16 protein-coding genes are annotated in these 14,832 nt (G+C 54.1%); 2 read left to right on the plus strand and 14 right to left on the minus strand.

All coding sequences use genetic code 11. The annotated features are described in order from the left end of the window. Positions 1-10 precede the first annotated feature (10 nt). Positions 11-1,360 carry an NAD(P)-binding protein gene (locus tag IT893_RS09025; RefSeq protein WP_197147509.1) on the plus strand — a complete coding sequence of 450 codons (1,350 nt, stop codon included), beginning with the start codon at positions 11-13 and terminating at the stop codon, positions 1,358-1,360. A 3-nt stretch (positions 1,361-1,363) separates the two neighbouring features. Here the strand turns inward: IT893_RS09025 and IT893_RS09030 are convergent, their stop codons facing one another. The 5 genes from IT893_RS09030 to yajC form a co-directional block, all read right to left on the minus strand. Beyond that, the gene (locus tag IT893_RS09030; protein WP_197147510.1) at positions 1,364-1,744 is read right to left on the minus strand and encodes an Mth938-like domain-containing protein; all 381 of its coding nucleotides are present in this window, start codon (positions 1,742-1,744) and stop codon (positions 1,364-1,366) included. 25 nt (positions 1,745-1,769) lie between these two features. After that, positions 1,770-2,711: a DMT family transporter gene (locus IT893_RS09035; protein ID WP_339659366.1), complete on the minus strand. Its 942-nt coding sequence runs from the start codon at positions 2,709-2,711 to the stop codon at positions 1,770-1,772. 152 nt (positions 2,712-2,863) lie between these two features. Continuing rightward, positions 2,864-3,793 carry a protein translocase subunit SecF gene (gene secF / locus IT893_RS09040; protein ID WP_064781335.1) on the minus strand — a complete coding sequence of 310 codons (930 nt, stop codon included), beginning with the start codon at positions 3,791-3,793 and terminating at the stop codon, positions 2,864-2,866. A gap of 19 nt (positions 3,794-3,812) precedes the next feature. Further along, a complete protein-coding gene (secD, locus tag IT893_RS09045; RefSeq protein ID WP_064781509.1) occupies positions 3,813-5,378 on the minus strand; it encodes a protein translocase subunit SecD in 1,566 nt (521 codons plus the stop codon). A 142-nt stretch (positions 5,379-5,520) separates the two neighbouring features. Beyond that, positions 5,521-5,898, minus strand: coding sequence for a preprotein translocase subunit YajC (gene yajC / locus IT893_RS09050; protein ID WP_008890996.1), 378 nt, complete (start codon positions 5,896-5,898; stop codon positions 5,521-5,523). Positions 5,899-6,133: 235 nt separating this feature from the next. Between yajC and IT893_RS09055 the strand changes: the two genes are divergently transcribed. Then, the gene (locus IT893_RS09055) at positions 6,134-6,997 is read left to right on the plus strand and encodes an ATP-binding protein (RefSeq protein WP_197147511.1); all 864 of its coding nucleotides are present in this window, start codon (positions 6,134-6,136) and stop codon (positions 6,995-6,997) included. 59 nt (positions 6,998-7,056) lie between these two features. Here IT893_RS09055 and IT893_RS09060 read toward each other — a convergent pair whose 3' ends face one another. The 9 genes from IT893_RS09060 to scpB all read right to left on the minus strand — a co-directional run bounded on the left by IT893_RS09060 (position 7,057) and on the right by scpB (position 14,827). Then, complete coding sequence (locus tag IT893_RS09060) at positions 7,057-8,112, minus strand: peptidoglycan DD-metalloendopeptidase family protein (RefSeq protein WP_252724122.1); 1,056 nt, start codon at positions 8,110-8,112, stop codon at positions 7,057-7,059. Positions 8,113-8,193: 81 nt separating this feature from the next. Further along, positions 8,194-8,847, minus strand: coding sequence for a protein-L-isoaspartate(D-aspartate) O-methyltransferase (locus IT893_RS09065; RefSeq protein WP_008890993.1), 654 nt, complete (start codon positions 8,845-8,847; stop codon positions 8,194-8,196). Then, positions 8,844-9,611 carry a 5'/3'-nucleotidase SurE gene (surE, locus tag IT893_RS09070; RefSeq protein ID WP_063089633.1) on the minus strand — a complete coding sequence of 256 codons (768 nt, stop codon included), beginning with the start codon at positions 9,609-9,611 and terminating at the stop codon, positions 8,844-8,846. The genes IT893_RS09065 and surE overlap by 4 nt, the downstream gene beginning before the upstream one ends. 12 nt (positions 9,612-9,623) lie before the next feature. Then, entirely contained in the window at positions 9,624-10,898 is a 1,275-nt protein-coding gene (gene serS / locus IT893_RS09075) for a serine--tRNA ligase (RefSeq protein ID WP_120224752.1), read from the minus strand. A gap of 100 nt (positions 10,899-10,998) precedes the next feature. Further along, positions 10,999-11,994 carry a twin-arginine translocase subunit TatC gene (gene tatC / locus IT893_RS09080; RefSeq protein WP_232308476.1) on the minus strand — a complete coding sequence of 332 codons (996 nt, stop codon included), beginning with the start codon at positions 11,992-11,994 and terminating at the stop codon, positions 10,999-11,001. Between the two features lie 2 nt (positions 11,995-11,996). Continuing rightward, positions 11,997-12,395: a Sec-independent protein translocase protein TatB gene (gene tatB, locus IT893_RS09085; protein WP_063089637.1), complete on the minus strand. Its 399-nt coding sequence runs from the start codon at positions 12,393-12,395 to the stop codon at positions 11,997-11,999. Positions 12,396-12,430: 35 nt separating this feature from the next. Next, on the minus strand, positions 12,431-12,667 hold the full coding sequence (gene tatA / locus IT893_RS09090; protein WP_044829067.1) for a twin-arginine translocase TatA/TatE family subunit: 237 nt from the start codon (positions 12,665-12,667) through the stop codon (positions 12,431-12,433). A 174-nt stretch (positions 12,668-12,841) separates the two neighbouring features. Further along, complete coding sequence (locus IT893_RS09095; RefSeq protein ID WP_197147512.1) at positions 12,842-13,885, minus strand: ABC transporter ATP-binding protein; 1,044 nt, start codon at positions 13,883-13,885, stop codon at positions 12,842-12,844. Positions 13,886-13,990: 105 nt separating this feature from the next. Continuing rightward, the gene (gene scpB, locus IT893_RS09100) at positions 13,991-14,827 is read right to left on the minus strand and encodes an SMC-Scp complex subunit ScpB (protein ID WP_197147513.1); all 837 of its coding nucleotides are present in this window, start codon (positions 14,825-14,827) and stop codon (positions 13,991-13,993) included. Positions 14,828-14,832 lie beyond the last annotated feature (5 nt).

The following is a 14,832-nucleotide window of genomic DNA, read 5'->3' on the forward strand; positions in this document are numbered from 1 at the left end:
GCTCAGGCATATGGCATCATTTGCGTCCGGAAGCTTACACATTATCGGCGGCGGTCTGGCCGGTTCGGCACTTGCCACCTGCATGGCCGAGGACGGCTTTGACGTAACGCTATATGACGAAGCCGAGCCATTTGAAAGCCGCTGGACGCGCGGCATGCACACTGCACCTGAAAGCCACAAAACAGCAGAGCCAGAGATATTTTATGATCCGTCGGGGCTGGTCGCCGATTTCTTTGCTGGCTACTCGGAAATTCCCACGAAACTGATCAGACCGGCCCATTGTGTGATGGGATTGAAACGCGGGCGTCGCAAACCCGCCATTGTATCGCTTGATCAGGGTATATCGCGGGCACTGATTTCTAGACGGATAAGCATTGCGGCGCGTGCCTATACCGCACTGACACTTTGGCAACAACGATCTACCAGTGAAGAAAACCGGCTCGACAGCACGTTCTCATCGGGTGCATTTGACTCTGACGACAAAGCCCATCAGCCCGGCACCTATCATCGTGATGCGCTTACTGTTCTGGCCGAAGTTCTGTTTTCCATGCCTGCCCATCGATGTTCAAAGTCCCTGTTGGCACGGGTTCTGGTGCCAAGGTTACGCGGGATGCTGGCGCGCCATCATGAACCGGTGTTTGCGGCGATTGATCCGATTATCCTCAACGATATTGCCCTGCCTGCCCTGCGTGAACGGTTCCTGGCTGCTGGCGGGACCATCAAAAGTCGAACAAAACTTGGCGATATTGACAGTACATCCGACTACGCGACCGATTTGCTGTTCGAAGATGACAGTCAGATTGTTCTGAACCCTGATGATGCCGTTGTTCTGGCCCTGCACCCCAAACCATTATGCGATGCGGTGCCCGATATCGGGATATCACCCGCACCTGCACATCGGCGCTGCATGACGTTTGAAATGCGCAAACCATTTGCGGAGCCACAAGCCCTGCTGGTCAGTGATGATATCGTGCGTGCGATCTACTGCAATCGTCGTCATCTTCAGGTAAGCCTGAACAGCAGCTTGCAGCTGCAAGATACCCAGAACGCCGATCAATTTGCACAGCTTGTCTGGCAACGTTGTGTTTGGCTCTGCGACCAGTACCTTAATCTTGATTTGCAAACGCGATCGGATAATGCGGACAATGCACTGTATCCCAACCACTTGTTCATCAACGCCGAAGCTCCGTTTCCTGAAATGACGCCGGGAATGGCTGCCAGCCGACAGCAACTGCGAGCACCATGGAAAAACGTATTTCTGTGTGGGGATGTCTTCCCGATTGATCAGGCCCCGGGACCGGCGGCACTTTTTTCAAGCGTGCTTGATATCCGCCATGAACTGCAGAAGTTCTTTGCGTAAGCGTCAGACAGCAATCATCGCCGCTGCAACGCGGCGTGCTTCAGACACCAGAACATTGTAGGTCCGGCAAGCAGCACCGGTATCCATTGGCTCGATGACAATACCGTGCGGCTTGAGCGCCTGGCGCCACTCAAGCGGGACAGGTGTTAGACGTGTCCCCATGCCAAGCAACAGGATCTCAATTTCATCGGCCTTTTCGATCACCCGGGAAAAAGATTCCGGCGTGATGTCGTCTTTTGTCGTGACGTTCCATGAATAGACGGCTTCAGGAAACAGCAGGATCGATCCCGTAACCGTTTCTTCGCCAAATCGAAAAATGCCGTCGCCATAGCTGGTGACCATTTTACTGCCTTCGGCGACCAAGGTACTTACTTCAAGAGACATGTTGGCCCCATTTGCGGTTGCTCGATTAATTTGAATTGGACTTAGTCTGGATTTCACGGAGTGTCGAGGTGCTCTTCGGTAATTTTTTTCTGCGCCAAAGAATGAACAACCCGGATAAAACGACGACACCGCAACCGATCATCATCAGCATGTCCGGTTCCTCGCCAAACAGGATCATGCCCAATGCAATACCAAACAACAAGCGGGTGTACCTAAATGGCGTAACTGCGGAAACATCGCCACTGCGCATCGCTTTCATTAAGGCGGCGTAGGCAAACGCCCCCATCAGGATTGCGCCAACGAAATACAAAAAGCTTTGCGTATTCATCCACGTAAAAGCTTTTCCATCCCACAATGAAAACACGATGCCAGCCAGGATAATGGCCACAAAGCCATAGAAACCCAGGATGGAGGTGCTTAGTGATACCGGCGCGGCGCGGCTGGCAAGATCACGCCCGGCAAAGCCAATCGTACCGATGACGGCAAGCAGGGATAACGCAGAAAAGCTGTCAGCTGTCGGACGCAAAATAATCAAAACGCCAATCAATCCGACGATGATTGCCGTCCATCTTCTCCAACCCACCTTTTCGCCAAACAGGACGGCGGCTCCAAGAACGACAATAATTGGCGTTGCCTGAAGAATTGCAGTCGTCGATGAAAGCGGCGTTAAAGCCAGTGCGAGGACATAAAACAACCGGCCAATAACTTCAAAAATGATCCGTATGCCCATCGCACGCGACAGTACATCAGGATTAAGCAAGCGCTGTTTGTTGATCCGCGCGACAACTGCAAACAGGATCGCCCCACCGACCCCAAATACAATCAGGACCTGACCAACGGCATGGGCTTCTGAGACAGCCTTAACAAACGCATCTTCAAAGGAAAACGCCACCATCGCAGCCATCATCCAGATGCTGCCGATCAGATTTGCGCGATGTTCGGGGTTAGACGCGATATGGGGTTTCATCGGTTGCAGCCAGTTTTTAATGGACTTTTTATCGGCTATCTACGGACGGAAACCAAAGACCGCAAACGATCAAATCCCGCAAAGAAATGGCCGGGTCTGTTTTCTCACAAACCCGGCCATAGTGTAAATGTCTATAAATCCAACCCGGCTGATCAGGCGCCAGCTTCCTGACCTTCTTCCGCCTCGGGAATTTTACGTTTGAGGCGAAGGACGATCAGCAAAGGTGACGCGACACAGATCGAGGAATAGGTCCCGATCACGATGCCAAAGATCAACGCCATGGTGAAACCGCGGATCGCTTCGCCACCGAACACGAACAAGGCAATGAGTGCCAGCAACGTCGTAAACGACGTCATGGTCGTGCGCGAAAGCGTCGAGTTGATCGACAGGTCCAGCAAATCCGGGATTTCCATCTTGCGGAACTTGCGCAGATATTCGCGGATACGGTCAAACACAACAACCGTATCGTTGATCGAATAACCGGCCACCGTCAGAACCGCTGCCAAGGTCGCCAGATCGAACTGAACTCCGGTAATCACAAAGAAACCGATAGTGATCAGGACGTCGTGCAGCAAGGCTACAACCGACGCGACAGCGAACTGCCATTCGAACCGAACCCAGATATAGACCATGATCAGGAACAACGAGATCACGACCGAATAGAATCCGGCTTCCTTAAGCTCGCCACCGACCTTCGGACCGACAAGTTCGCTTCGGCGAATGGTGACGTCATCGCCAAGTGCGTTGGTGACAGCCGCAAGGGCCGCCATCTGGGCTTCTTCATCCCCATCCTGGCGCTGCAACTGGATCAGGACATCATCCGGCTCGCCGAATTCCTGAATCGAAACATCGCCAAGGCCGAGGCTGCCAAGATTGTCACGCAGTGCATTGATATCGGCCGGGCCATTGGTCTTGATTTCGACCAGAATGCCGCCCCGGAAATCGATCCCGAAGTTAAGGCCCTTGGTGAAGAACATACCGACCGAGGCCAGCACCATCAGCAAAGACGCGATATAGAATATCTTCCGGAATTTAAGGAACGGGATATTCACGTCATCCGGGATAAGATGTAAAGGTTTCATATCTTCCCTGTTCCCTTCCTTAAATGACCAACTCGGTCGGACGGCTGCGTTTTACCCATGCTGCAATCAGCAGTCGGGTCAGCCAGATCGCCGAGAACATTGAGGTGATAATGCCGATGGCCAGTGTCACGGCAAAGCCTTTGATCGGACCAGATCCGAAGCTAAACAGCACAAGGGCTGCTATCAGCGTCGTGATGTTGGCATCAAGAATGGTCGACATGGCGCTGCGATAACCGGCATCAATCGCATTGATGATTGTACGGCCGTTGCGGCGTTCCTCGCGGATACGTTCAAAAATCAGCACGTTGGCATCAACCGCCATACCGACGGTCAGAACGATACCCGCAATCCCCGGCAGGGTCAGGGTCGCCTGAAGAACAGACATCACCGCCAGAACAAGGATCAGGTTCATCATTAGCGCGATGTCGGCATAGACACCAAACCGGCCATAACTGATCACCATGAAGGCAATCACAAAGACCAGACCAAGCACGGCAGCAAATTCGCCAGCCTCGACCGAATCCTGACCAAGGCCCGGACCAACCGAGCGTTCTTCAAGGATCTGCATCGGTGCAGGCAACGCACCGGCACGCAGAAGCAGGGAAAGGTCGTTGGCTTCCTGAACGCTGAACTGGCCGGTAATGATACCATTACCGCCAAGGATCGGTTCGTTAATGCGCGGTGCGGAAATCACTTCACCATCAAGAACGATGGCAAGACCGCGACCGGCATTTTTGCTGGTGATATCGCCAAATCGCGCGCCGCCTGCCGCGTCAAAGCGGAAGGAAACAACCGGACGACCGTCACTGAAGGTCGGCTGAGAGTCGACAAGGTTGTCACCTGAGACAACGATACGACGATCAATCAGATATTCGCGGATACCATCGCCTTCATCTGCCGACGGCAGAATCATGGTTCCCGGCGGAAGGCCGGTCGCACGCGCATCGGCGGCCGTTTTTTCGTTATTCACAAGATGGAAGTTCATCTTTGCCGTACGGCCCAGGATATCACGCAGGCGCGACGGATCATCAAGACCCGGAACCTGAACAACGATGCGGTTTTCGCCCTGGCGCTGGATGGATGGTTCGGTGGTGCCCAGTTCGTCAACACGACGACGGACAACTTCCAGCGACTGTGCAATCGCACGGTCAATCAGTTCGCGATAAGCGACTTCGTTATAGGTCACAACGATGTTGTTCCCCTCGCCGCTCAGCTCGGTATTGGGTTCCGCGGTGCGCGCGATTTCACGCGCCTTTTCAACGTCATCGGCCCGCAGAATAGTAATCTCGGCACCGTTGGCCGTGGCTTCACGCGGACGGTTACGGATTTGTTCCTGACGCAGTTCAGTGCGGATCGCATCGGCAAGCGCGTCATAACGTTCGCGCAGGACACTGTCGGTGTCGACTTCAAGCAGCATGTGCGAGCCGCCACGAAGATCGAGGCCGAGATTGATCTGCTTGCCCGGCAGGTAACTGGATTCTGTCGCCAGAGTACCCGACGGCAGGAAGTTTGGCGCAGCGTAGATTACGCCCAAAGCACACACCAGAAGGACCAGTGCTGCTTTCCATTTGGTAAAATAAAGCATGTGTTTGTGACCGGATCTGTCAGGGTCAACCTTGGTCTGGTTCCATGGTTCTTGGAACAACGGGTATTTGGTACCGCTTCAGGCCACCGGCAAAATGCAAGAAGGCGGAGCCAACTGCCCCGCCTCACTTGATACGAAGAGATTAGTCTTTCTTGGTCTCTTCTGCTTTTTCTTCTTTTTCGTCTTTGGCATCGCCTTTGGCCGGTTCGGTTTTTGAAAGAACCGTTGAAACCATGCCACGTGCGACTTTAACTTTCACACCTTCGGCGATCTCGACCGACAGTTCATCGTCGCCAACAACCTTGGCAACGGTACCAATCAGGCCACCGGCGGTGACGATCTTGTCGCCACGACGGATCGCCTCAAGCATTGCCTTATGTTCTTTCTGCTTTTTCTGCTGAGGACGAATAAGCAGGAAATAGAAAACAACAAAAATCAGGATCAGCGGCGCAAACTGCATCAGTGCACCAGCACCGTCTGCACCACCAGCGGCCTGAGCGTAAGCCGTCGAAATAAACATTAGGAACTCCTAATTCCTCAGAACAAAAAATATCAACTGCCGGAATATAACGGGGTGTTACGCCAAAGCAAGGGAGAACCGGTTTCAAAGCGGTAAAATCGGCACTTGTGTGCTTTTGTTCACCTTGTGTTGCACGAAGGCCCTTAGAACAAACACTTCCATTGGCATCCTAATGTGCTAGCTTTCCGGCCAACAAAAAACGTCACCGGAAAAAAGAAACACCCAAGAGGCCCCGATGAGTAGCGATTTCGATAAACTTTTGCCCACACTCGAACGAATTGCCACAGCGCTCGAACGCGTGGCACCGCCTGCGCGCGCCAAAAATGATCTGAGCGCTGCCGATGCCTTTGTCTGGCAGGCACGAACAAGCTACTTGCAACCGGTTCGGAACGTGAACCGGGTCGATATCGGGCTTCTTCAGGGTATCGGGCAGCAAAAGGAAATCCTGTATAACAACACCAAGCGCTTTGCTGATGGCCTGCCGGCTAACAACGCATTGCTTTGGGGCGCGCGTGGTACCGGTAAAAGCTCCATCGTCAAGGCGATGCATGCCAAGATTAATGCCGAAAGCCCGGCATCACTGGCACTGGTCGAAATTCACCGTGAAGATATTCCGACCCTGCCCGACCTTTTGCACATCCTACAAGAAGGCGGTCGCCGCACGATTTTGTTCTGCGATGATTTGTCCTTTGACATGCATGATGAAAGCTACAAGTCGCTGAAGGCAGTTCTTGATGGCGGTATTGAAGGCCGTCCAAAGAATGTGATCTTCTATGCGACGTCAAACCGCCGTCATCTTATGGCGCGTGACATGATCGAAAATGAACGCTCCACGGCGATCAACCCGTCCGAGGCGGTTGAGGAAAAGGTCTCGCTATCGGACAGGTTTGGTCTTTGGCTTGGCTTCCACAATATCTCGCAAGACGTCTATTTCGAGATCATCGAAGGCTATGCCAAGGAATTCGGGATCGATATCCCAACTGAAGAGCTGCATGCGCGCGCCAAGGAATGGACTGTTACACGCGGCAGCCGTTCGGGCCGCGTTGCATGGCAGTTTATTCAGGAAGTTGCTGGCGAACTTGGCAAATCGATCGATTAGCCAACAGTGAAACAGCGGAAAAACGGAAAACACCCAGGCCGATTGTCCGGGTGTTTTTGTTAGCGCGACACCATGACGCTTGGCAGGAACTTGATCGGGTCGGATGATTTGCGACCCTGGCGGACTTCGAAGTGAAGCTGCGGGAAGGTCACGGCCCCGGTCGTACCAACCGTCGATATCTTTTGACCACGTGTCACAACATCACCGCGGGCCACCAGCGGGCTTTCGGTGTGTGCATAGGCGGTCACAAAGTTATCGGCATGCTTGATCAGGATCAGGTTGCCAAAACCGCGTAACTCGTTGCCGACATAGGTCACAACACCGTTGTCGGCGGCAAGAATGGGCGTGCCGCGATTGGCCTGAATGTTGATGCCGTCATTGAACAAACCACCTGTCCCAGCACCGTATTTCAGAACAACCTTGCCCTGAACCGGCCAGATGAACCCTTTACGGGCAGATGGATCGGCCAAGGTGACATTCTGACGCACAGAGCTGCCCTGGCCGGCAATCGGTGTCGATTTGCTGTCCGTCTGCCAGCTGCGGGCGGAGGCCATCTGACGTTCGGCAGCGGCGGCATAGTCCTGCGGTTTCAGTCCTGGTGTCGGAATACTTCCGCCATTGCGCGGTGAAACCCGCGAGACCGCTGTCGTGGGCCGCGCAGTCTGTCCTGGTGCGCTGGTCGATTTCGCCGGAACACTTACCACCTGACGCTTGCCGCCAATCGTAACGGTCTTGGTCGGTGTGCTCGATCTTGACGCTACCGCTGTATCTGGTGGCAGGCTGTCGTAATTGGGTGTCCACGGCGGCAGGACAAGGCGCTGCCCGGGATAGATCACATAAGGCTCGCGAAGGTCATTGCGGCGGGTGAACTGCATAAAGTCCATGTGATAGCGCACGGCAAGCTGCGAAACTGTGTCGCCCGGCTCTACCGTGATGACCCGTTCCCCGTTCTTGAGTTTTGGCATGCTATAGGGGCTGTAGCTTGCCCCATCGCCATAAACCACCGGCACCGGCACGGAATTGAGCAAACAGCCGCCAAGCGCCGCACTTGCTGCACAAACAAGCAACAGGCGTTTTCCGTGATAAACAGCGCTTTTGACACAATTTTCCATCATGTTTCTGATTGTCTCCGATCAGCGGTTAACAATCAGTAAGCATCAAGGCGTTCAGGATGGATTTTAATGGCCTGACGGGTGTCAGAATTCCTCGGTGCCCGGAAGCATGGGAACGAACCTGACTGGCATCAGTTCGGTAACATCGACACCACTGGGCGTCCGCAAGACACGCAGCAAAAGCTGTGTGTGGGATACTTCCCCCACTGGCACGACCATGATGCCACCAACTGCAAGCTGATCGACAAGCACCGGCGGAACGTCCTGTGCCGCAGCCGTGACAATAATGCGATCAAACGGTGCCTGTGCTTTCCACCCAAGTCCGCCATCGGCATGCAATGTCGAAATGGTATGCAGGCCCAACTCGCGAAACTTGTCCTCGGCCTCGCGCAGCAGTGGCTTGTGACGCTCAAGGGTATAAACCCGCCGGGCGAGCTTGGCCAGAATCGCTGCCTGATAACCAGAACCGGTGCCGACTTCCAGCACCTTCATACGATCATTAAGTTCCAGCGCCTGCGTCATCAGGGCCACGATATAGGGCTGTGAAATTGTTTGGCCCTTGCTGATCGGCAATGCGACGTTTTCCCAGGCCCTGCTGACGAAAGGATCGGCGACAAAAATCTCACGCGGGATGTCGGCCAGTGCAGACAACACGGCTTCATCGTGAATGCCATCATCACGAAGGATCTGCAACAGATTGGCTATGGCGGTTTCGCGCGTAATCACCGGCTCGTTCACGGAAAGGCCTTCGTCAGTTTTTCAAACGTATCGTAATGGGTGAAATCAAGGCTGATCGGGGTGACAGAAACATTGCCCTGCTCGATCACGCGCAGATCAGATTTCTTGTCTTCTGGCAGTTCAGACTGAATAGCCCCGATCCAGTAATAGGGCTCGCCGCGCGGATCAAGACGTTCGGCGATGTGATCACCGATCTTGCGCTGCCCTTGTCTTGAGATCTTTATCTCTGCGCCGCCATTGGCCTCGTGATCCGGGAAATTGACGTTGATCAGAACGCCTTTGGGCCAAGTCGTCGTGACCAAAGTTGCCAGAACATCCTTGAGGTATTTCTCGGCAATCGTCCAGTCGATCATGTCACCAGAAAAATACTGTGAAAACGCGACCGCGGGCACATTAAGCAATGTTGCCTCCATGGCGGCGGCAACCGTCCCCGAGTAAGTCACGTCTTCACCAAGGTTGCCACCCCGGTTGATCCCCGAAAGCACTATATCTGGCGGGTTGTCGCGCATGACCTGCTGCAAGCCAAGCAGAATGCAATCGGTCGGCGTGCCATCCACAGCAAAGTGCCGTTCATCACGTTTATGAATACGCAATGGACGGCGCAGGGTCAGGGAATGCCCCGCCCCGCTTTGTTCCATCGACGGTGCAATCACCCACACATCATCGGAAAACTCGCGTGCGAGCTGTTCCAATATCTTGATCCCGGGCGCGTCAATGCCATCATCATTACTGATCAGGATGCGTGCTTTGGTGAGATCCATCATGTCGGTATCGTCCTAGCCCGCCGAGATAACCTCTAACCCGCCCATATAGGGTTTGAGCGCATCAGGAACACGGATCGAGCCATCCGCCTGCTGATAGTTTTCCATCACGGCAATCAGGCAACGACCAACGGCAAGGCCAGACCCGTTCAGGGTATGAACAAACTGAGTCTTTTTGTCACCGGCAGCACGATAACGTGCATTCATGCGGCGCGCCTGGAAATCACGCGTGTTCGAGCATGACGAGATTTCGCGGTACTTGCCCTGCCCCGGTAACCAGACTTCGATGTCATAGGTTTTCGCCGCCGAGAACCCGATATCGCCGGTGCACAGAATAACCGTGCGATACGGCAGGCCAAGACGTTCAAGGACTGTTTCGGCACAGCGCGTCTTGCGGGTCAGTTCCTCGTCAGATTTCTCTGCTTCGACCACCGAAACCATTTCCACCTTGGAAAACTGGTGCTGGCGGATCATGCCGCGCGTATCGCGCCCTGCCGAACCGGCTTCGGAGCGGAAACACTGGGTCAGTGCCGTATAGCGCAGCGGCAGTTTTGCCTGATCGATAATGTCCCCGGCAACCTGGTTGGTCAGCGTCACTTCTGACGTCGGGATCAACCAGTAGTCATTGGTGGTTTTAAACGAATCCTCGGCGAATTTCGGCAACTGGCCGGTACCAAACATGGCGTCATCGCGGACCAGCATCGGCGTGATGGTTTCCTGGTAACCATGTTCGCCGGTATGCAGATCCAGCATGAACTGTGCAAGCGCACGTTCGAGCTTGGCCAGACCGCCACGCAGAATAACGAACCGCGAACCAGACAGTTTGGCTGCGGTTTCGAAATCCATCATGCCAAGTTTCTCACCGATCTCGAAATGTTCGAGCGGCTGGAAATCAAACTCACCCGGGGTCCCCCAACGATTGACTTCGACATTGTCGTTTTCGTCTTCGCCAACCGGGACTTCGGGATCAAGAATGTTCGGGAAAGACGACAGCAAAAGATCAAGCTGGTCGTTCAGGGATGCCTGACCGTCTTCGGCTTCCTTGATCTTGTCCTTGAGCGTGCCCATTTCGGCCATCAGGTCGTCGGCATTCTCACCATTCTTGCGCAATTTGCCGATTTCACCTGAGATCGTCTTGCGGCGGGCCAGCATTTCCTGATGTTCAGTCATCAGTTTGCGGCGTTCAACGTCGATATCGATCAGACGCTGTGCGGTAACGTCCTGTTTGCGCGCAGTCATTGCTGCGTCAAAAGCCTCGGGATTGTCCCGAATCCATTTAATGTCGTGCATCGAAGAGCACCCTGTCAGTCTATCTGTTTGTGGCTTTATACGATGGGGTGGACACAAGGTCCACCCCGTCAAATCGGACGGTTCAGGCGGGGGATTTCAATCAACGGGCGTTGTTGAAATCATCCTCGCCATCATCATTGTTCGACGGTCCGGACAGCTTTGGCGCATCCCCCTCATCGTCAGAGGATCGGGTCAAGGAAGTCTGACCGTCATCATAGGATGCAGCCGCCTCACCTTGTGCGTCGACACCGTCTTGCGCCGTTGCGACTGCGGTTCCGGCCTCTGCCTCTCCGTCGTCATCATCTGAGTCCGTCTCGTCATCCTCATCCGCGTCATCGTCCGCGGCGGCTTTCGCACGCTTGCGCTCGGAAATGCGCGCCATGATGATCGAGATTTCATAAAGAATGATAATCGGAATGCCCAACCCGATCTGAGAAATCAGATCCGGCGGGGTCAGAACGGCGGCAAACCCAAATGCAATGACGATTGCGTATTTCCGGCGACGTGCAAGACCATCCGCGGTGACGATGCCAGCACGCGCCATCAGCGTCAGAAGTACCGGCAACTGGAAGCAAAGCCCGAACGCGAAGATCAGCTTCATCACCAGCGACAGGTATTCGCCCACCTTGGCTTCAAGCTGGATCGCGAGGTTTGACGCGCCACCCGCCTGTTCGAAACTAAGGAAGAACTTCCAGGCCAGCGGCATGATCAGGTAATAGACCAGTGCGCCGCCCATCAGGAACAGGATCGGGGTCGCAAAGATGAACGGCATGAATGCCGAACGTTCGTTCTTGTAAAGACCCGGCGCGACAAACGCCCAAAACTGTCCGAGGAACACTGGTGCAGAGACAAAACAGGCCGCAAAGAATGATACCTTGACGTAAGTGAAGAACACTTCGGTCAAGGCGGTATAAATCATGCGCCTGTCGGGCCCCATGATTTCTGCAAGCGGCTGGACGAGGAACCCATAGATATCCTCGACGAAGTAATAGCAGACACCAAAGGTAATAAACAAAGCAAGAACCGCCCAAGTCAGGCGGTTTCTCAGCTCGATCAGATGCTCCATGATCGGCATCTGTTTGTCATGCGATTGCATGTTCACGCCTGGCTCTCCGGCTGATCTTTTTTCTTGCTGTCATCTGCGGGCGCACCCGTTGTCGTTGCCGGTTTTGCAGCAGGGGTATCAGCCTTTTCGGCCGGTTTCTCTGCTTTCGGCTTGGACTCGGTCTTTTTGCCGTCGCTTTTTGGACTTGAGATTTTGTTTTCCAGAAAATCGGTCGGATTGCTATGCGAACTGTTGACCTGCTTGCGCAGATCATCAAGTTCCGCTTCACGGATGATGTCATCAATTCCGCTCTGGAATTCACGCGCCATACCGCGCACTTTTTTCCAGTAGCCCGCCAATTTGTACAGCAGATGCGGTAACTCTTTGGGGCCGACGACAAACAGTGCGACGACGGCCACAAGAGCCATTTCGGTCCAGCCGATATCAAACATATGACACGCCTATCTGAAGGAAATCCGACAGACGATCAGGATTTCACAGAATCCTTTTCATTGTCCTTGCTTTCGGATGAAACCGAAGCAGAGGTCGTGTTTTCGATGGTCTTGGCCGAAGCGCCTGCATCTTCTTCTTTTTCGTTGATGCCCGCTTTGAAGCTCTTGATGCCTTTGCCCATGTCACCCATCACTTTCGGAAGCTTGCCTGCGCCGAAGATGATCAGGACAATCGCAAGAATCAGAACGATTTGCCAAACGCCAATACCCATAACTTAAATCTCCAAAGATCCATTCTGCCTGCCGGCGACTTGCCCGGATAATGGCAGAAAGCCCCCCACTGTGCAATGCGACGGTTGGTTAATAACCATGCAGTGCAAAATACCTGTTTAATGTGCGTCTTTCTGTCTGTCGAAACAGGCCAAAACCCGGTCCGCGACGACGCATCAGGTCATAGGAAACACGAAGGCCATGTCGGGATCAAGCGTAATAGCGACAGATGGCTGATTAATCGGTGAAAAGCGTCTTGGGACGCGCGCGTGAATGTGCGCACCGGCCTCAAGTGTCAGGTGAACCAGATTGACTTCACCAAGGACACGAACCGCATCGACATGCGCCAGAACGTCATGCCCGTTCAGCGCTTCGCCAATATGTAGCCCTTCTGGCCGGATCAGAACTTCCACTTCAGTGCCGTTTTCGATGCTTTGGCTATCGACATCACCAAACGGAGTTGCAACCTTGCCATCCACAACTGTTCCCGGGAAACGGTTGACCTCGCCAAAGAACGAAGCAACAAACCGGTTTTCAGGCCGGAAATACAGTGTTTCCGGCGATCCGTCCTGCATGATCTGCCCTTCATTCATGATGATGATCCGGTCAGCCATATACATGGCTTCCTGCGGATCGTGGGTAACCATCACAGTGGCGATCCCGGCATCCTTCAGAACATGCAAGGTGGTATCGCGCAAATCCGCGCGTCGTGCGACATCAAGACCGGAAAACGGTTCATCAAGCAGCATGATCCGCGGCTTCGGCGCAAGCGCGCGCGCCAAGGCGATGCGCTGCTGCTGACCACCAGAAAGTTCGTGCGGATAGGCATCGAGATACTCGGACATGCCGACCTGTTCGAGTGCGGCCTTGATTGCATTCATGCGATCGGTTTCGCTGAAATGACGCAGGCCAAAGCCGATATTCTTCGCCACATTCAAATGCGGGAACAGCGCATAGTCCTGAAAGACCATGCCAACACCGCGCTTTTCGGGCTCTACATAGCCCCCCGGCTGGGCGACGATCTGATCATCGACCGAAATCGCACCAACCTGAAGCTTTTCAAGGCCCGCTGCCAGGCGAAGTGCTGTGGTCTTGCCACACCCCGACGGGCCAAGCAGACACACCAACTCGCCAGGGGCAACATCAAAGCTGATATCGCGCAAAACGCGGTTCTCGCCGAAAAGGTGAGAAACATGCGACATCTTCAGGCCGTCGGTCATCGAAAACTCTTCTTACAACAGGGATCGAGCACCCGCAGGTGCAAATGATTTGCGAAATCTTTCGTGGAACTTAAGGTCAGCGCCCGTGTGATGCAAGAAGATGGATCAATTGGTTTCGGGATCGTGATCGGTCATTGGGGCGTCTTCGTCGTCCTCGAAGTCCTCAGCGTCGCTTTCGCGTGCCGTGCCCGGCACCTGTTCATCATCATCATACAGGTTCGGATTGTCTGAATAGATGGTTTCATCCAGATCTTCGAGATTGCGGGTCGTCAGGGCCTCTTCGACGACAGAATCGGTGACCTCACCATCGTCGATCAGATCCGGCAAGGCTTCATCATCCGAACTTGCACCATAACGGCCCATACCCGGTCGACTATCAAGCAGCCCTGCCGCCTTGAGATCCGCCAGCCCCGGCAGGTCGTCACGGCTTTCAAGCCCAAAATGATCAAGGAAGTTATCTGTTGTCGCCCAAAGAACCGGGCGGCCTGGCACCCGTTTGCGCCCACGCGGTCGGATCCATTTGGATTCAAGCAGGATATCAAGTGTGCCCTTCGATAGTGCAACACCGCGGATTTCCTCGATCTCGGATCTTGTGACCGGTTCGTGATAGGCAATGATCGCAAGGGTTTCCAGTGTCGCACGCGTCAGTTTCTTGGCCTTTTCGACCTCGATATGAAGGTCCCCGGCCAAGTCCATCGCGGTGCGAAATGCCCACTTGTCGCCAATCTGTTTAAGGTTCACACCACGCGGCTCATAGGTCTCGGCAAGCGCGTGCATGATCGCGCTGACATCAGTGCCTTCGGGCAAGCGTGCGGCGATCACCCGTTCACTGACAGGTTCGGCAGAGGCGAACAAAACAGCCTCAACAATACGAATATGTTGAAAGTCAATCTCCGGACCGGATTCGACGCCTTCGATTTCAAGCTGCGTTTCTTCGCTCATTGAGT

It is taken from the genome of Thalassospira sp. A40-3, assembly GCF_015871485.1.
GTDB lineage: Bacteria > Pseudomonadota > Alphaproteobacteria > Rhodospirillales > Thalassospiraceae > Thalassospira > Thalassospira tepidiphila.